The 17,522-nt window shown below is 42.9% G+C and carries 14 protein-coding genes; 11 read left to right on the plus strand and 3 right to left on the minus strand.

Annotated elements, in window-relative coordinates; all coding sequences use genetic code 11:
* The first annotated feature begins 144 nt into the window (after window positions 1–144).
* Window positions 145–1,014 (plus strand): AraC family transcriptional regulator, encoded by an 870-nt coding sequence (locus tag DI53_RS09850; protein ID WP_037498398.1) that lies wholly within the window; start codon window positions 145–147, stop codon window positions 1,012–1,014.
* Between the two features lies 1 nt (window position 1,015).
* A complete protein-coding gene (locus tag DI53_RS09855) occupies window positions 1,016–1,450 on the plus strand; it encodes a DUF983 domain-containing protein (protein ID WP_037498400.1) in 435 nt (144 codons plus the stop codon).
* Window positions 1,451–1,482: 32 nt separating this feature from the next.
* Here the strand turns inward: DI53_RS09855 and galE are convergent, their stop codons facing one another.
* Complete coding sequence (galE, locus tag DI53_RS09860; protein WP_037498402.1) at window positions 1,483–2,511, minus strand: UDP-glucose 4-epimerase GalE; 1,029 nt, start codon at window positions 2,509–2,511, stop codon at window positions 1,483–1,485.
* A 740-nt stretch (window positions 2,512–3,251) separates the two neighbouring features.
* Between galE and DI53_RS09865 the strand changes: the two genes are divergently transcribed.
* Together DI53_RS09865 and DI53_RS09870 are read left to right on the plus strand one after the other, a co-directional pair.
* Entirely contained in the window at window positions 3,252–3,452 is a 201-nt protein-coding gene (locus DI53_RS09865) for a hypothetical protein (RefSeq protein ID WP_131555224.1), read from the plus strand.
* Between the two features lie 20 nt (window positions 3,453–3,472).
* A complete protein-coding gene (locus tag DI53_RS09870) occupies window positions 3,473–5,203 on the plus strand; it encodes an FISUMP domain-containing protein (RefSeq protein ID WP_052072305.1) in 1,731 nt (576 codons plus the stop codon).
* Window positions 5,204–5,451: 248 nt separating this feature from the next.
* On the opposite strand, the gene DI53_RS09875 is transcribed toward DI53_RS09870, so the two are convergent.
* The gene (locus tag DI53_RS09875; protein WP_037498406.1) at window positions 5,452–6,444 is read right to left on the minus strand and encodes a UDP-glucuronic acid decarboxylase family protein; all 993 of its coding nucleotides are present in this window, start codon (window positions 6,442–6,444) and stop codon (window positions 5,452–5,454) included.
* 59 nt (window positions 6,445–6,503) lie between these two features.
* On the opposite strand from DI53_RS09875, the gene DI53_RS09880 reads away from it, so the two are divergent.
* From DI53_RS09880 to DI53_RS09890, 3 genes are all read left to right on the plus strand, one after another.
* Entirely contained in the window at window positions 6,504–7,754 is a 1,251-nt protein-coding gene (locus tag DI53_RS09880; protein ID WP_037498408.1) for a 3-deoxy-D-manno-octulosonic acid transferase, read from the plus strand.
* Between the two features lie 233 nt (window positions 7,755–7,987).
* Complete coding sequence (locus DI53_RS09885) at window positions 7,988–8,662, plus strand: hypothetical protein (protein ID WP_037498411.1); 675 nt, start codon at window positions 7,988–7,990, stop codon at window positions 8,660–8,662.
* Window positions 8,663–8,681: 19 nt separating this feature from the next.
* The gene (locus tag DI53_RS09890; RefSeq protein WP_037498414.1) at window positions 8,682–9,383 is read left to right on the plus strand and encodes a hypothetical protein; all 702 of its coding nucleotides are present in this window, start codon (window positions 8,682–8,684) and stop codon (window positions 9,381–9,383) included.
* Window positions 9,384–9,478: 95 nt separating this feature from the next.
* Here the strand turns inward: DI53_RS09890 and hemW are convergent, their stop codons facing one another.
* Window positions 9,479–10,696, minus strand: a complete 1,218-nt coding sequence (gene hemW, locus DI53_RS09895) for a radical SAM family heme chaperone HemW (RefSeq protein WP_241462403.1) — start codon at window positions 10,694–10,696, stop codon at window positions 9,479–9,481.
* On the opposite strand from hemW, the gene DI53_RS09900 reads away from it, so the two are divergent.
* The 4 genes from DI53_RS09900 (at window position 10,689) to DI53_RS09915 (ending at window position 17,521) form a co-directional block, all read left to right on the plus strand.
* Entirely contained in the window at window positions 10,689–11,414 is a 726-nt protein-coding gene (locus DI53_RS09900; protein ID WP_052072307.1) for an RNA polymerase sigma factor, read from the plus strand. The genes hemW and DI53_RS09900 overlap by 8 nt on opposite strands.
* Window positions 11,415–11,485: 71 nt before the next feature.
* Window positions 11,486–12,457 carry a FecR family protein gene (locus DI53_RS09905; protein WP_169741991.1) on the plus strand — a complete coding sequence of 324 codons (972 nt, stop codon included), beginning with the start codon at window positions 11,486–11,488 and terminating at the stop codon, window positions 12,455–12,457.
* A 116-nt stretch (window positions 12,458–12,573) separates the two neighbouring features.
* Window positions 12,574–16,041, plus strand: a complete 3,468-nt coding sequence (locus tag DI53_RS09910) for a SusC/RagA family TonB-linked outer membrane protein (RefSeq protein ID WP_037498419.1) — start codon at window positions 12,574–12,576, stop codon at window positions 16,039–16,041.
* Window positions 16,042–16,057: 16 nt separating this feature from the next.
* Window positions 16,058–17,521, plus strand: coding sequence for a SusD/RagB family nutrient-binding outer membrane lipoprotein (locus DI53_RS09915; RefSeq protein WP_037498422.1), 1,464 nt, complete (start codon window positions 16,058–16,060; stop codon window positions 17,519–17,521).
* Window position 17,522: the final 1 nt, after the last annotated feature.

Below are 17,522 nucleotides of genomic sequence, written 5' to 3' on the forward strand. Positions count from 1 at the left end.
ATGTGAAGTTAAAAATAGGAAGTAAATATTGTATTTGGAAATGCTTGCCAAATCAGACCAGCCGAGAGCTCATTATCCGTAAAAAGTACCATTAATAGCAGAAATTATACCATTCATTTCGGCCAAATGCAGGTACCTTTGTGTATGGAATTGAAAATACCTGTTATCGAGCAATGTACCGTCGCCAATAGCATTCATCGGGGAGATCTGATGGTGGAAAATTTGGCTGCATACCTGGATCGGAATAAGAACTTGGTATTTCCGCATAGGCATAATTTTTACCATTTCCTTGTTTTTACGGCCGGTTCTGGCACGCATAGTATCGACTTTGAGCGTTTTGATGTACAGCCATGGCAGATCTATTTTATGTCGCCCGGACAGATTCATAGTTGGCATTTTGAAGGTGACATACAGGGATTTGTCGTGAATTTTGACAGGGATTTTTTCAAGACTTTTCTTTTACGTCCAGAAAGTATAACAAATTTTTCCTTCTTTTCGGGCTTAGTAAAGGATGGTGTTTTTATGGTAGGTGCCGAAGAACGTGCTGCTGTGTTGAATATCTTGACAAGACTATTGGACAATGTTGCTGATCATAACTTCGCCCGTGTTTCCCTTTTGTATCTTTTTCATGTACTCGAAAAGCAACGCGGTTTAAATAAAGGTTCGAATAGCCATGTCTATAATCATACGCTGCTGCGTAACTTTCTGGATTTAATTGAAAGCAATTATCAAACGCTAAGGTTGCCGAAGGAATATGCGGCGATGCTGTATATAACCCCAAATCATTTGAATGCGCTTAGTAACGAATTTTTAGGAATTTCTGCCGGTGAACTTATTCGCAATAGGATCGTGCTAGAAGCAAAACGTTTGTTGGCCATTCATGATCAGGCTATAGCTGATATCGCCTACACCCTGAATTTTAACGATAATTCGTATTTCACTAAATTTTTTAAAAAAGCAACAGGGTTAACGCCCGATGAATTTCGACGGAGCATAGCATTAACACATAAATAAAATGGATAATACAAACACATATACGATTAGCAAATTTCAGGCGGCAAGGCAATGTAAGTGTCCACGCTGTCGGACAGGTGAAATGTTTACAGGTAGTTTGCTTAGTTTGAAAGGGCAAAAAATGTCGAAATACTGCCCCCATTGTGGGTTGAAATTCGAAATGGAGCCAGGATTTTTTTATGTCTCCATGTTTGTCAGTTACGCATTGAACGTCGCACAGTTTATCGCGGTATGCATTGCTACCTACGTGCTTTCCAGTAAATCTGAATCGCCTTGGCTCTACTTAACGGCTTGTTGTTTTGTCGCGATCGCTCTGGCCGGTTTTAACTTCCGCTATTCGCGTGTTATACAGCTGTATTGGTTAACGCCGAATTTGAGTTTTAATCCGAAATATTATGGCGATCAGTATAAAAAGGACATAAAAATAGAGGCGTAAGGAGTGCGCCTCTATTCTGTTATTGATCTTACTTATCTTATTGGATTTTCCTGCAAATATTTTTCCCAAGCCCAAGCAGATGACATCATTTCATCAATACCCAGCTCGGCTGTCCAACCTAGCTCTGCGCTGGATTTGCTAACATCCCCCCATACTTGTACAACGTCGCCTTCGCGTCGTGGGCCTACCTCGTAATTCAATTTTTGACCAGAAGCTTTTTCAAAAGCCGCAATCGTTTGGAAAACCGAGTAGCCGATACCTGTTCCTACATTGAATAGATCATAATTCCCATTGGGATTACCTTTTTCCAATAATTTAATAGCAGCCACATGTGCCTTTGCTAGATCTACTACGTGGATATAATCGCGCACGCAGCTACCATCTACGGTATCATAATCGCCTCCAAAAACGGTTAACTTTTCCCGCTTTCCGATGGCTGTTTGTGTAATGAAAGGCAGTAGATTTTGAGGGACGCCCAAAGGAAGTTCGCCAATTAAAGCGGAATTATGCGCGCCCACGGGGTTGAAATAACGTAAAGCGATTACCTGGTAATTATCGTGAGCTTTCGCCGTTTCTTCCAAAATCTCCTCGGCAATCTGTTTGGTGTTGCCATAGGGCGAGGTCGCTTTTTTGACAGGTGCTGCTTCGCTCACAGGAAGTGTATCAGGCTCTCCGTAAACGGTACAGCTTGAAGAAAAAACAAAATTGACTGGTCTTTCTTGATAGGCTTTGAGCAAATTGATTAAGGAAAAGAAATTGTTATGGTAATATTTTAGAGGTTTTGCTACGGATTCACCGACGGCTTTAGAGGCTGCAAAGTGTATGATGCCTGTTACGTCGGAATTGTTTCGCACAAACGCTTCTACTTTTGCCGTATCGCAGAGGTCAAACTGGTGAAATTCGGGCTTTATACCGATAATTTTTTCAATCTGATCCAAGATTTGCAAGTTGGAATTGGAAAGGTCGTCGATAATAACTGGAGTGTAGCCAGCATGATGTAATTCCACGACGGTGTGAGAACCTATAAAACCGGTTCCGCCTGTAACTAATATTTTGCTCATTATCCTTTATTATAATATATATTTTTCGTTTTCACAAAATTTATGATACGCTGTAAGCCCTTATGCTTCTCCTCATTTCTTTATGCGCTCTTGCGAAATTGCAAATCATAGCGATGTGTAATTTTTAGGACGCTTCCCCAGCCACCTCTATTTTCCTCCTGTCAAATCTACATAAAAAAGAGGAAGTTCGATCGTGCTTAAAAAAAATTGGGTAAAACATTAGCATGGATTATTTCCTGTAAAAAAGCAGGCATCCTGAGTCTGTTACTTGGGCTACACTGTTTATTCTTCAGCCTGATCGCTCATCGATTCGATAGTTGCTACTTATGGCCTTTCAGAAGCGAAAAGGGGGGATTTATGCTGGAAGCGAAGAAGTATACATAATTGAAAAATTTTGTTGCTACGTCGCTTCACAAGGACGTTTCTTAGTGGGATAATTCCTTTTTTTTAATTATTTAGTTTGCTATTAGTTAAAGTTGGCTTGAAATTTGACAAAAACGAAGCGAAAAAGATGTTTTTCATATTTCCACGCAGCATGATTTGCTCGTGGGATTGAAATCGGATAAGTAGTTCCTAAACGCAATGCTCAGTGCCCCTTTGTTTACGAACGTTGATTGGTTTTTTGCACAATTAAATTTGCCATCACTCTGTGATCGATAGGTCTTTTTATGTGTAAATGATTGGTCATTAAAGTGTGATGAACTTTTTTATATATGTATTACTTTAAAATAGGCGAAAACATGAACTTTCACATCCAAAAGAACAAAAATCCCAAAAACAAGATTTCGAAGGCTTACACTGCTCCCCACAGTATCGTTACCATGGTAAAAATGGAAATGGGTATTGCTGCGAGCTCAACCACTGTCACCCCGACGAATAGTGGTAACCGAGTGCAAGAACAGTTTGATTTACAGGAGCAAGAAAGAGAATTAGACTGGTAGTTTTTTAACCCATTATCATCATGACTATTAAATTGCTACAAATCACAACGATGATTCTAGTCGTATCATCTTTATTTTCGTGTAAAACTGACAATGAACTTGGCCAGGAAATCGTTACGCTCAACGTAAGCTTAGGTGGGGAAGAGTACGATGAACAGGAAGTAGTTTTTGCGGGGAAATCCACTGCTAATAATTCAAGATCAACAGACAAATCAAGCTTGTTAAGCGCACCGGCTGTCCAGATTCAGGAAATACCCTTAGACGATGGTTTCTATATTAGTGCAGAAGTGACATCAAAACCCGCGGTGTACCGTCCAAGTGGAAGGAAATCTTCATCGGGCGGAAAACGTGCTGCATTAGTGGTTAGCCCTATACAGCGAACCATATCCTTTCGGCTTGCTGCTTACAACAGTGGGGGGAATTTCGTTCAGGCAAAAGTATATAGTATCGCAGCGAACGGTACGGTCACACCTGCAGATGGGGTGGCGATGCAATTGCCCAACGGGCAATATACATTTATTGCCTACTCCTATAATACGAATACAGCGCCAACTGAGAATCTTACAGGAACCACAGCGTCGAACTTTACCATAGCCAACGCTCCAGTAGCTAACGGTTTTATGGTATTTAATTCGGGGCTGATTACGGTCTCTTCCCAGGCTACAGTAAATTTAAATGTCATCTTACGCCATCTTACTTCCCCTATGCAGGTACTGATTGACGCGTCGGCTACCAATGGCTATTTAATCACTAATGTAGGTGCAACAACGTTGGGGACGACTAGAGGCACGGCAACGGTTAACTTAAGTACGGGTGCGGTTACCAATTTTGCTGGAACAACAACTACGCAAACAATATCTTACCCGAGTACGACCGCTGCAGATGAATGGGTGTCTAATATAGCCTATTTCTCCAATAATACTACAGCTGGTACGTTGTCCATTGCGTCGTTGACTGTGGGGCCTTTAAATAGAACAACACCGATCAACTTTAACAACATCAACATCTTGCCGGGAGTTGCTTACACAGTGCGTCTGCGATTAAATCCTGCCGATGGTTTCGAAACTATTGCCGGACAAGAGGCAGCATTCATTGGGGGGCGATATTGGATGCGCAGAAATCTCGGCGTAGCAACGACCGTTAATCCGGACGTGCCGAATGCAACTGCTTCAATCGGATTTCGGGATCATATTGGGAGTTATTTCCAATGGGGTAGAATTACAGCGCGAGGAAATGGGAACAGTACGGCTAACCAAACGGGTGCACATTGGGCTACCAGAGAGGAAAGTCTGACGGCTTGGAATACAGGAACGGAAACAGCGCCGGTGAAAAATGCCACGAACGATCCCTGTCCTTCGGGATGGAGAGTGCCTACCCGGAATGAATGGAATCTTCTTCTCGCGAACACCACGCAGAATGAGAGTGATAACGTAGGAAGCAATTGGACTGCTGGCCCGACAAATTATGCCACAGCGAAGGTGTTCCGTAGCCTCCGCGATCGGAATGTTATTCTTACATTTCCATCTGGCGGCGCTTATACACCTACAGCAGGCGCAAACAATACAACCGTTGGTGCATTGCAAAGCAGAGGCAATGCCGGGGCCTACTGGACAAGCCAATCTATAGCGCCAGAAACTGCTGCTTTGAATGCTGCCCGTTTGGTCACCAACCAAACATCGGCTACTATGGGGCAAGGAAACAACAATAAGAATTTTGCTATTAATGTACGTTGTATACGCGATGTGCAATAGCATGAGCGAGCTATTGAATGCCGTCTACGAGCGAGATCTAGAAGTGATCGCGAAATGAAAAAATGAGAACGACTGAAAATAGACAGTTTTCTATCAGGGTGGTAATTGGACTTTTGTAGACGGATAAGATTGATTTTAAGTTTGTTAAAATGAGTCGTTGCAACGAAGCAATGGCTCATTTTCATTGGTATGCAGTTGGCTTGTTGGAGATTTTCGTTTAACAAGCCTTTCAGTGGTGCGTGTGCAACTTATTTTTGGTTGTAGTAGGTGAAGTCCTTGCGTTTGAGCTCTTCTTGCGGTAAAGTCCTGAAGTATTCAATAGTTCTTCGAAGACCTTCTTCACGGCTAACTACCGGAGCCCAATGCAATAGCCTTCTCGCTTTGCTAATATCGGGACGCCGCTGTTTCGGGTCATCAATCGGTAAAGAATGGTACACGATATTCGATCTTTTTCCGGTCGCTTCAATAATTTCCTGTGCCATGTCGATAATGGTCATTTCATCCGGATTTCCAATGTTCACAGGCAATGCGTAGTCTGCTAACAATAATCGGTATATGCCCTCTACCTGATCGGAAACATAGCAGAATGATCTGGTTTGCGTACCATCGCCAAATATCGTCAATGCATCGCCGTTTAGTGCTTGCGCGATAAATGTGGGTAGTGCTCGGCCATCGTTTAGTCGCATGCGTGGGCCATAGGTATTAAAAATTCGTACAATGCGGGTTTCCAATCCATGAACGTTGTGGTAGGCCATAGTCATGGCTTCTTGAAAACGTTTTGCTTCGTCGTATACGCCGCGAGGCCCCACAGGATTTACATTTCCCCAGTACTCTTCGGGCTGCGGAGAAACTAAAGGATCGCCATAGACTTCGGACGTAGAAGCAACCAATATTCTTGCTGACTTGCTTTTTGCCAAACCCAATAAATTATGTGTGCCTAATGAACCAACTTTCAATGTTTGAATCGGAATCTGTAGGTAATCAATTGGGCTTGCCGGCGATGCGAAATGTAGAATATAATCCAACTGGCCAGGGACATGAACAAACTTGGAAACGTCGTGCTGGTAAAATTCGAAGTTAGGCAACTTAAAAAGATGCGCTACATTGCGTAAATCGCCAGTGATTAGGTTGTCCATCCCGATCACATGGAAATCTTCCGCTATAAAACGATCACATAAATGCGATCCGAGAAAACCCGCAGCGCCTGTTACCAATATTCGTTTTTTGTGTTGATTATTCACGGATGTTTGGAATGGAGAAAGTTTAATATCTTTGACGAATATACGGATAATTTTTTCACATGCGCGCTCTCTACGACTTCGGGATAGGCTTTTACGCCACTATTTTATGGATCATAGCGCCCTTTCATGCAAAGGCGAGATTATGGATTGCGGGCCGAAGGAAATTGATGGAGCAGATGCAGCAAACGATTGAACCTGGTAGAAATCCGATCTGGTTTCATTTCGCTTCGTTGGGCGAGTTTGAGCAAGGGCGGCCGGTTATGGAAGCAATTAAAAGCAAATATCCCACTGAAAGAATCATCGTCACATTTTTCTCTCCCTCTGGCTACGAGATCAGAAAAAACACGGCATTGGCTGACTATGTATTTTACCTGCCGCTGGATACAGCACGCAATGCGCAAAGATTCATAACGATTATACAGCCCAAATTTGCCGTATTCACGAAATATGAATATTGGTACCATTATTTCAATGTACTGAAAAAGCAAAATATTCCGCTTTTTTTAGTGTCGGCTATATTTCGAGAAGATCAGGTATTTTTCAAATGGTATGGAACATTTTTTAGGAGAATATTAAGAAAAGTTAGCTTCTTCTTCGCTCAAAACATGGATTCTGTCCATCTGCTTAAATCCATCCATATAAAAAATGCAGGGTTGGCAGGCGATACACGATTTGACCGTGTTGCGGAGCTCCCCAAGCAACGACGAGATGTACCTGTAGTGGAGGAGTTTATTGCTGGATGCGCTAATGTTTTAGTAGCAGGTAGTACCTGGCCGGAAGACGAACGCTTGATTGCGGATTGCTTTTTAAAACACCCGGATTGGAAGATTGTACTGGCGCCGCATGAGGTGTCTGACTTTCACTTGCAACAGATTAAGCAAATATTTCCCAAAGCTATTTTTTATTCATCATTTTCTGAATATTCGGAGTGCGCAAAAGAAGCGGCGCAAATACTAATTATTGATAATATCGGCATGCTCTCCTCATTATATGCCTACGGGAAAATCGCCTATGTCGGTGGAGGGTTTGGAGCAGGAATACACAATACACTAGAAGCTGCGACCTATGGGCTTCCTGTTGTTTTTGGTCCGCGTTACAGCAGGTTTCAGGAAGCAGTCGATCTTATAGAATTGGGTGCCGGTTTTTCCATAACTAAGTCTACACAATTAGAGGAATTATTGACGGTTTTCGCCGTAGATCAAAAGTATGCATATGCTGCGGAAAAGGCTCGAGCGTATGTGCAGGAGAAGTCTGGAGCTACGCCGATAATTATGAAATATTTGCAATCGCAGAAACTGCTTCATGACTAAGTCTCAACCTTCGGCATGCGTGATGAAAATTCCATAGAATGCGGGGATGTAGCGTTCAAATTGAAGTTTTTTAAATATATTATTGTTAAAGCATTCTTCTTGACAGTGTGCGAATATGCTTTTATGTCCTAGCTATTTCTGCACTGCAGTAAATGCAATGGTTGTTTTTTAATTTTTTTGAGAAATAATAGAGGGATGTAATATATTTGCATCATCAAACATTACCCAAAAATATGAAATCCAAATTAACCTTATTTATTCTGATTTTCGGAATACTAACTGCATGTGAAAAAACGACTAATGTCGATGTTGTTGTTTCTACTAGTGGCAAACTGAGCTACAAACTTGTCGATGACAGTGGCAAAGGGGTGCCTGATGTTAAAGTTTCGCTATACGATCTTTTAGGAACCTATCCGGCATATCAAGTGCTACTTGATCAACGTACAACAGATGCTGCAGGCGTCGTGGATTTCGGTGATCTTAATCCTAAAACCTATTTTTTACGTGCTGATTCTGCGATTGTAAACAATGTGGGGTATATGGTGCAACAACACGTCCAAGTAATTACAGGGGATGGAAAGCAGAAAGAAACGAAAGTAACAGATTTTTCAGGAACGCTTACCGTAACCGCACAATCCTACAATAATCAGCGACTAAGAAATATCGGTGTGGCCGTTGTCCCAGCGAATAGATTTGATTACTCGGCAAATACAACTTACTTCATACGGGTTGCAGAGTTTAAAGGACTAACTGATGCCGCAGGAACGTTGCGCTTACAAATTCCTTCTGACAAAGAATATGTGCTGTATTTTTATAACAGTGTTACAAACGCTGCTTACAATAATTATCAACATGTAAGCGTGCAAAAGGGGCAGACTGTCAATTATACAACTTACATCTATCAGTAAATATCTGCTTTGATGCATTATGAAACTTAGAGTCTTTTTTTTGTTTTCTTGCACGTTGCTTTTACTCTCATCGTGCAAGAAAACGACGCATGTATCGCTGGTAGAAAATGAAACGCATGGAACTTTAACTTACCATCTTCAGGATGACGATGGTAAAGGTATTCCGGCCGTGAAAGTCTACTTGTATGATACGGAAGCTTTTTATCAATGGGGTGAAAGGTCTGACAAAACCTACGTTGACACTATGCGAACGAATCAGCAAGGATCAGTTTATTTCAAAGACCTAAATCCAAGGAACTATTTTGTTGTTGCCGATTCTGTTTCCCTGAATGGTCTTCGGTACCGGACCGAGGAATATGTACAAGTGGTGGCGGGAATCGAAAAAGAAAAGTCAGTAAAAATTTCTGACTTTGCAGGAACCTTACGACTCAAACTAATCTCTCACTACGATTACTTCACCGCATTAAGAGGATTAGGCGTAATAGCTTATCCATCAAACACAGCAGTTCAATCTGATAATGTAAGAACTGTTATTGCTAACGCTAAGCTAAAAGGTGTAACAGATGCTCAAGGGATTGTATCGATTAAAGTTCCATCAAATGTCAATTACGATTTCATCGTATATAGTCTGACCAGCAATAATCTCGGCTATGGTTATGGCAGTTTTAGCGTGCGAAAAGGGGAGCTTAATAATATTGAGCTATATACCCATCCTATGTAAACTACGGAAAGCACAGGATTTACCGTCCTAAAATTTCTTATATATGGAGACTCTTCGGTGTCATGGGGAAGGAGCACGGCGTGTCATGCTTTATTTTAATCATACCCATCCAGAATGAAAAGTTCCGATGCAATATGATCAGCCAACAGCTTTCCGGCGGCTGTCAGTCGAAGATATCGCTCGTCGATGAGGGCTAGTTGTTGCTTTTCTATAAAGGGCTGCACACCCTTTTGTATTGCTGCCAATATTTCCGTCCCGAATACGTCTTTTATTCGATTTAGGTCTATTCCCCACATGGTGCGTAATGCGGTCATAACGTATTCGTTAACCCGATCGCGCAACGTAAGCTCTTCCGTTTCCAGCGCGCCGCTGCCACTTCGCGTCTGTTGAATATATTGAGCGTTGTTGGCGATATTCCAGCTTCTGGACTTGCCATCAAAAGAATGCGCTGACGGGCCTATACCCATATAATGAACACCGCGCCAATAATTTGTGTTGTGTTTTGCATATTGTCCGCGCTTAGCAAAATTGGAAATTTCATAGTGTTCAAAGCCATTCAACGTTAGCGTCTCCATTAGGAATTCCATTTGGTTTGCCGCCTGTGCTTCATCCATAGGTTGCGTTTTTTGCTGTTGGATAAAATAGGCTAAGGCGGTTTTTTGTTCCACAGTCATGGCATACGATGAGATATGTGGGATGTCAAACGCTAAAAGCTGTTCTATGTTCGCTTTCCATTTCGCGTCGGTAAGTAGCGGATAACCATAAATAAGGTCCGCTGTTATATTTTCGAAACCAGCATCCTGCACCCGCTTAATTGCAGATTCGGCTTCGCCGGCATTATGCGCGCGATTCATCCATCGAAGATCCTCCTCAAAGAAAGATTGAATGCCTACACTAAAGCGATTAATGCTGGTGTGGCGAAGTTCTTCTACTTTCTTCTTATCTAAATCATCCGGATTTGCTTCTAGCGTAATCTCCACATCTGGGGCAACATCGTAATGGGAACTGATCTTGTCGATCAATCGCTCGATTTCGGAAGCATTCAGGATCGACGGGGTTCCGCCACCAAAGTAAATAGATTGTACCTTTCGATCGGTTAAGTAGTGTTGGCGTTGATCGAGTTCCGTGTGCATAGCTTCGAGCATCTCATCTTTTTGCTTCAAGGATGTGCTGAAGTGAAAATCACAATAATGACAAGCCTGTTTACAAAACGGAATATGGAAATAAATCATCTTGCAAAGATAGGTATAAGGAAGATAAGCCTCCTTGGTAAAAGCATAAATTTCGTAAGCCCATAGGCGCTTAATGAGCAACTCATTCGATTTTGTTCAGCTATCCCTTCGTTATTCATTTTACTCCACGGCTGATGCATCGGCCTACATTCAATTTAATGTTTTGTTAATATGGAATATGTATCTTTGTATTATCATGCAGGAAATGAGGTCTTTTAAAGATAATGAGCTTCTCGAAGGGATGAAGTGCGGGCGGGAAGATATTTTTGCAGATATCTTTCATATGCAATGGGAGGGTCTTTTTAAAGAAGCTTACTATAGATTAAAGAGTCATAGTGAAGCGCAAGATATGGTGCAAGATATCTTCACTGATTTTTGGCAACGCAGGCACAGTATTCAAATTTCCACATCCATTTCAGCTTATTTACACGGAGCTTTAAAGCATAAAATCATACGACATTTTTCTAGATCGCGACTGCACCAAACCGTTGTGGATCATTTGCTTCTCCACATGCAAGTATTCGAGGATAGCATTCTTGAAGTTATTGCTGCAGGCGAAATTCAAAAAACGCTGCAAGCAGCAATCGCACAATTCCCAGATAATATGCGTGAGATTTTTATGTTGCGTACCGAAGAATTCACGATAGCAGAAATTGCAGAAGCCCTCAACCTATCCCAACAAACTGTTAAAAACAACAATTCTCAAGCTTTGAAACGCTTGAAGCATGTATTGACTGAAAAACATCCTGAGATATCCTCTTCTCTTTATGCAGCTTTAATGTTGTTTATAAAAAGTTAACAAAGGCGTAACAATTTCTTGAAGTACTTTTCCGCGTTTCGATTCACTATATGTGTGAAAAGCGAAGGAAAGTGATATTTAATAAGCTAAAAAAACTACTCCGTAAATACGAAGATAATAGCGCATCACCTGCGGAACGTAGGGCTGTAGATATCTGGTACGAATCTTTTTCTGTGAAGAAAGAGGGTTCGCCTCTATTCGATAGTAAAATGGAGCGAGATGCTATGCAGCAGCGTATATGGGCTAATTTGCCGGTGTCGAAAAAGCAACCATCGTGGTTGCAACGAAACCGATACCTGATGATAAGCTTAAGCGCAGCGGCGCTCTTTGCAGTTGTATTTTCTTGGACTCAGCTGCAGCAGCGTTTTGATATTGATAGCAAAGAAGTGCAGCTGTCGAATTATGTAGCAGCCTTTACCGCGTCGACAGGAACAAAAGAACGAAAATTGATCACGCTGCCAGATAGTTCACGCGTATGGCTTAATGCCAACTCAACCTTGTCTGTCGAAGCCGGATATGGAACGGAGGCGCGCCTTATGCAGCTGGAGGGTGAAGCCTTCTTCGACGTATCGCCCGATCCGGAAAAACCATTTGTTGTTAAAACTGAGCACATCAAGATTGAAGTGCTGGGTACAGCATTTAATATTCAAGCCTATACGGCTGCTGACAAATTTCGCGTGGGAGTAGAGCATGGAAAGGTCGCGGTTTGGGATAATGCCGGACAAGAATTAAATAAACTAACCAAAGGCCAAATGTTGTCTTACGAAACTCGTAGTGGTGAGAGCCTTACACAACAAGATGCTGTTGTTGGCTCTTGGCGTGAGGGACGAGTTGTTTTAGAACAGGCGACTTTTTCGGAGCTGGCGCAGGCCATTTATAATATATACGGCGTTCGGTTACGCAACGAAAAAAAATCTGCCAAAAACTATTCATACAATTTACAAATACATAGCAACCGCTCGCTCGTGCAAACCTTAGACGTTATCTGTGGCATGCACCGGCTAAACTATAGGAGGGAAGATAATGGAATAATACTTTACTAATCGATAAACAAAACAGGCGCCAAAGAGGCACCTGTTTACATTTGTTTGGCCAAGCTCAGCTTGAGACCCTTAGCACGGCCACTTAGCTTAATATGAATTACTAAGACAATAAAAATATGAATAAAAACCTGTTGTTCATACGAATAATGATGCGTACGACAATTATTATCTATCTAATCGGTTTAACAGTGTCTCAATTGCTGTTAGCCGCTCCGCTTAGCGGACAGGTCCATCTTCGGAAAGTGGACTTCTCAGTATCCAATACAAACTTGTATGCGGCAATCAAAAAATTGCAGGCCGAGCATGGCATCGATATGGCCTTTGACGATAAAGCTCTTAATCTAGTAAATATCGAAGTGCGCCAACAGGCGTACCGAGCGACGTCCGTCGACGCGGTATTAAAAAGCCTCTTTGCAGGAACTGCCTTAACCTACGAAGAAAAGGCTGATGGAACGCTCGTCTTAAAAAAACAGCAGCGCCCAGGCCGTATTACCGGTGTTATTACGGATAGCCAAGGCGAGCCATTAGCAGCAGCATCTGTGCAGATTGTGGAACTAAACAGAACCGTAATTGCAGATGCAGACGGTCGTTTCACCATTTCAGCTGCTCCGGGTACCTATACCCTTACCGCCAGATACATATCTTTTGAAACAATGAGCAAGTCAAAGATCACGGTGAGCGAAGGCAGCACTTCCACAGTGGACTTTGCCTTATTACCAACAACAGGCGATTTGGAAGAGGTTGTGGTTACTGCTCTCGGTATTACGCGAGAGAAAAAGGCCTTAGGCTATGCCGCTACTGAAGTGAAAGGTGAAGATATTGCTCAGACGATGCCGAACAATTGGAGTGAAGCGTTATCTGGCCGCGTTGCCGGTGTGAACCTCGTGCGCTCTGGAGCTGGTCCTGCTGGGTCAAACAAAATTATTCTTCGTGGAGAAAACAACCTCACGGGAAGTAATGAGGCACTTATCGTTATTGATGGTGTGATGGTAAGCCAAAGTAGCGGTAGACAGATTGGTAATGGATCTGGAGCCTATCTTGGCGGGGACTCGCCAACGGATTTTGGAACGGGAATCAATGATATCAATCCTGAAGACATCGAGACACTTACGGTTTTGAAAGGGCCAAATGCGACTGCGCTTTATGGTGAGCGTGGCGGTAATGGTGCCATTGTGATTACCACAAAATCAGGTCGGGCTAGAAAAGGCATCGGCGTCACCATTACGTCAAATGCCACGATGGAATCAATCTCTAGATGGCCAGATTACCAATATGAATACGGACAAGGTACCGAAGGCGTTCGCTTTTACTCCTTCAACGCAGGTATCGATGGAGCAAGCACACGCAGCACGAGTTCAGCCTGGGGGCCTAAGTTTGACGGGCAATACTTTTTCCAATACGACCCCGTAACCCAAACGCGGGCAACTGAGCGCACCTTGTGGCAGGCTTATCCGAATGAACGTAAAAACTTTTTTGATACGGGAACAACCTTTACCAACTCTGTGAGTTTGGATGGTGGTAATGCTAAAACTCAAATTCGATTTTCATTCACCGATTTGCGAAATAAATGGATTATCCCAAACACAGGGTACGAACGAAACAACGTATCCTTAACAGCCGGTCATAGCGTAACTGATAAATTACGAATACAAACGCGGATCAACTACCGCCAAAACCGTAGTGATAACTTGCCGTCTACTGGTTATAATAATCAGTCTTTGATGTATTGGAATGCTTTTTGGCAACCCAATGCCTCTTTAGATTGGTTGACTGACTATTGGCGTATTGGCCAAGAGAATATTTTACAAAATTATCCATTTAGTAGTTTGGTTGACAATCCTTATCTCATTACCAACGAAATGTTGAACAAGAATAAGCGCCATGGTTTGACGGGAAGTGTGGATGCTACCTATCAATTTTCAAAAAACTGGGATATTTTGGTTAGAACAACCATGGATCTAAATGCAGAAAGCAGGAGCCAGCAGCGACCTTGGGATACCGAGAAATTCCGTAAAGGGATGTACAGGACGCAGTCTATTAATAGTTCGGAAACAACGTCTGATGTGATGTTGACTTATAAAAAAGAAATCACACCGGATCTTAAATTACGATTAACAGCAGGGGGAAGCACCCGAAGACGTGAAAGCAATTTAGAAAGAAACAATGCTGACTCGCTAGCCTACCCAGGAATATTCAACTTAGGAAATGCCGCAGGCAACCTTGTAAGTATGCCACATAAGGAAGAACAGGTAACCAACAGTCTTTACGCTTTAGGAACGTTATCTTTCAAAGAATTCCTTTTTGCGGATTTCTCCTTTAGAAATGACTGGAATAGTGCTTTGGCTTCTCCAATTAATAAGGGTGACCCCTTCCAATATCCATCGCTTAACTTAAGCTTTGTGCTTTCGGATGTTGTACGTTTACCTAAGCAATTTTCGCTAGTTAAATTCCGCGGTTCGATTGCTGGCGTGGGAAGCGGTTCTGACGTGCCTTATGTGACATCGTACAACTATCTCGTTGAATCTATCTTTCCTGGAGGTCGATCTAATCCAACAAGGATGCCGAACTACACATTGGAACCCCTATATACCACCAGTTATGAGGCAGGGGCAGACGTTTCGATGTTCGCAGGTAGATTCTCCGTCAATATGACGTACTATACCTCCAAAACTTCAAATCAACATTTAACGGCCACGGTCGATAGGTCGTCAGGAGCCAGCACAATATTAGTGAATGCGGGTTTGATTCAAAATAGTGGTTTGGAGATCGAGTCACGCATTATGCCAATTCGCAATGAAAACTTCCAATGGACGATGAGCCCGACGTTCAGCACCAATAAAAATAAGGTATTGGAACTGACAGATGAATTACGTGAAATGATCTTGCAAAATGGTCCCGGAAGTAGAGGCGCTATTATTGCAAAAGTTGGTGCGCGTATGGACGATCTTTATGGCCGAGGATATGAGCGCGCTCCGGATGGACAGATTGTTTATGAAAACGGTATTCCACAGTTGACGGATACTATGCAATATATCGGTCAAACCAATCCGGCATGGCGGGTAGGTTTACACAATGAATTTCGTTATAAGCAGTTCCGTTTAGGTTTTATGTTTGATGCGCAATTTGGCGCGGTGGGCTATTCATTGACCTCTGCTGTACACGGCGAGCAAGGCAAAACAAGAAACACCTTGCCAGGCCGTTACAATGGTATCATCGGAAACGGTGTGATTGCCAATGGTGACGGGACTTACCGTCCGAACGACGTTATAGCAACCAATGTTTGGGATTACTACAATGCTCACCTTGGGCGTGACAATGTTGAAGGAACCTCCTATTCAACAGATTTCTTAAAGCTTCGCGAATTGCGCTTTGATTATACATTAAGTCCCTCTGTGCTCTCGCATATAGGGTTGCAGCGTGCTTCCGTAGGGGTGTTTGGTCGTGATCTATTTATCTGGTCAAGCTGGCCAGCATTTGATCCTGAATTTGGAACATTAGGTAACGGCGACATCACCCGTGGGTTTGAGCTTGGTCAGTTTCCAGCAACACGGACTTTCGGCGTGAATCTCGTTATAGGATTATAAAAAATGAATGATGAAGATGAAACTTATTAAAAGATCAATATACATACTTGGCTTGGGGTTGGCGACGCTTATGCTCGTGCCTTCCTGTAACAAGAATTTTCAGGAAATAAATACCGATCCCAACTCGAGTCCGCGTGTGCAGCCAGAAAACTTACTGGCACCGGCAATTACCAAAGTGGTTACGTATAATATGAGCCGCAGTCAACGTATTACCAATGAGCTGATGCAGGTGACGGTCAACATGGGCGATGGGGACGGCCGTATCTTCCGCTATGATATTCGGACGAGTGAAGCTGATTATATGTGGAATAACTTGTACTTGCAATTGCGCAATTTTCGGGATATCTATGAATTTGCAGAGGAGTTAAACCAGCCGGAATATATGGCTATCGCCCAAATTTGCGAGGCTTGGATATTTTCAATCCTGACGGATATCTATGGCGATATTCCTTTCAGCGAGGCCTTGCGAGCAAAAGATCTTAATGCGGTGCGTCCAGTGTTTGATAAGCAGCAGGACATTTATCCGGCACTATTTGCAAAACTGGAAGAAGCTAATACTTTACTTCGCGGCTTAAATCCTACATTTAAGATCAATGGCAACGCCGATCCTATTTTCGGCGGTGATACCTGGAAATGGCGCCAATTTGGAAATTCCCTCTATTTGCGGTTGGCCCTACGCTTGGCCCACAAAACGGAATTAAATACCCCCGCAATCATCAAGAAAATAGTAGATGAATCGCCTATAATTTATCCTATTATGCTTAATAATGATGATTCGGCTATTCTGCGTTGGTCAGGCTCGGCACCCTATGTTTCGCCTTTCGCGACTTGGCGACCTGCAGATTGGTATGGGCCTCGTTCGGCAAGCTTCTTTATCGATAAACTAAACGAACGGAGCGATCCGCGTATCGTGACCTGGGTATCATTGGCTGATGGCGATTATTTTGGTGTGCCGAGTGGTTATCCTGTGGGACAGCCACCAGTGGCCGGTTCTGCACTGCATACCGGATTGATGTCAAACCCGCTATTGGGTAATATCCTGAACTATGGTGAATTGCAGTTAATATTGGCAGAGGCAGCCGTTAAAGGTTGGATTACAGCGCAGCCTGCTCGAACGTACTATGAAAGAGGTACAGTAGCAGGCATAGAACTTTGGAACCATACCGTACCTTCTTTTTATCTGACATCCGACTTGGTAGCTTGGGACGATTCTTACAGCGAATTCGAGAAAATGGAGCTTATTCATCTGCAAAAATATTATGCGCTTTTCTTCACGGATATGCAGTCTTGGTTTGAGTATCGCCGTACGGGGCATCCAGTATTACCTATCCGTTCCGGGCATCTTAATGGGGGAAGAATGCCGGCAAGGCTCAACTACCCAATTTATGTACAATCTGCCAATCGGGAAAACTATTCGAGCGCTGTGGCAGAACAAGGTCCAGATGATATCAACACATTGGTATGGTGGCAAAAACCATAAT

This window comes from Sphingobacterium deserti (assembly GCF_000757725.1).
GTDB classification, from domain to species: domain Bacteria; phylum Bacteroidota; class Bacteroidia; order Sphingobacteriales; family Sphingobacteriaceae; genus Sphingobacterium; species Sphingobacterium deserti.

What these genes read in the sequence shown, in the direction of transcription:
- DI53_RS09850 (WP_037498398.1), top strand. Translation starts at nt 145, where the DNA reads ATGGAATTGAAAATACCTGTTATCGAGCAATGTACCGTCGCCAATAGC.
- DI53_RS09855 (WP_037498400.1), top strand. Translation starts at nt 1,016, where the DNA reads ATGGATAATACAAACACATATACGATTAGCAAATTTCAGGCGGCAAGG.
- galE (WP_037498402.1), bottom strand. Translation starts at nt 2,511, where the DNA reads ATGAGCAAAATATTAGTTACAGGCGGAACCGGTTTTATAGGTTCTCAC.
- DI53_RS09865 (WP_131555224.1), top strand. Translation starts at nt 3,252, where the DNA reads ATGAACTTTCACATCCAAAAGAACAAAAATCCCAAAAACAAGATTTCG.
- DI53_RS09870 (WP_052072305.1), top strand. Translation starts at nt 3,473, where the DNA reads ATGACTATTAAATTGCTACAAATCACAACGATGATTCTAGTCGTATCA.
- DI53_RS09880 (WP_037498408.1), top strand. Translation starts at nt 6,504, where the DNA reads ATGCGCGCTCTCTACGACTTCGGGATAGGCTTTTACGCCACTATTTTA.
- DI53_RS09885 (WP_037498411.1), top strand. Translation starts at nt 7,988, where the DNA reads ATGAAATCCAAATTAACCTTATTTATTCTGATTTTCGGAATACTAACT.
- DI53_RS09890 (WP_037498414.1), top strand. Translation starts at nt 8,682, where the DNA reads ATGAAACTTAGAGTCTTTTTTTTGTTTTCTTGCACGTTGCTTTTACTC.
- DI53_RS09900 (WP_052072307.1), top strand. Translation starts at nt 10,689, where the DNA reads ATGAGCAACTCATTCGATTTTGTTCAGCTATCCCTTCGTTATTCATTT.
- DI53_RS09910 (WP_037498419.1), top strand. Translation starts at nt 12,574, where the DNA reads ATGAATAAAAACCTGTTGTTCATACGAATAATGATGCGTACGACAATT.
- DI53_RS09915 (WP_037498422.1), top strand. Translation starts at nt 16,058, where the DNA reads ATGAAACTTATTAAAAGATCAATATACATACTTGGCTTGGGGTTGGCG.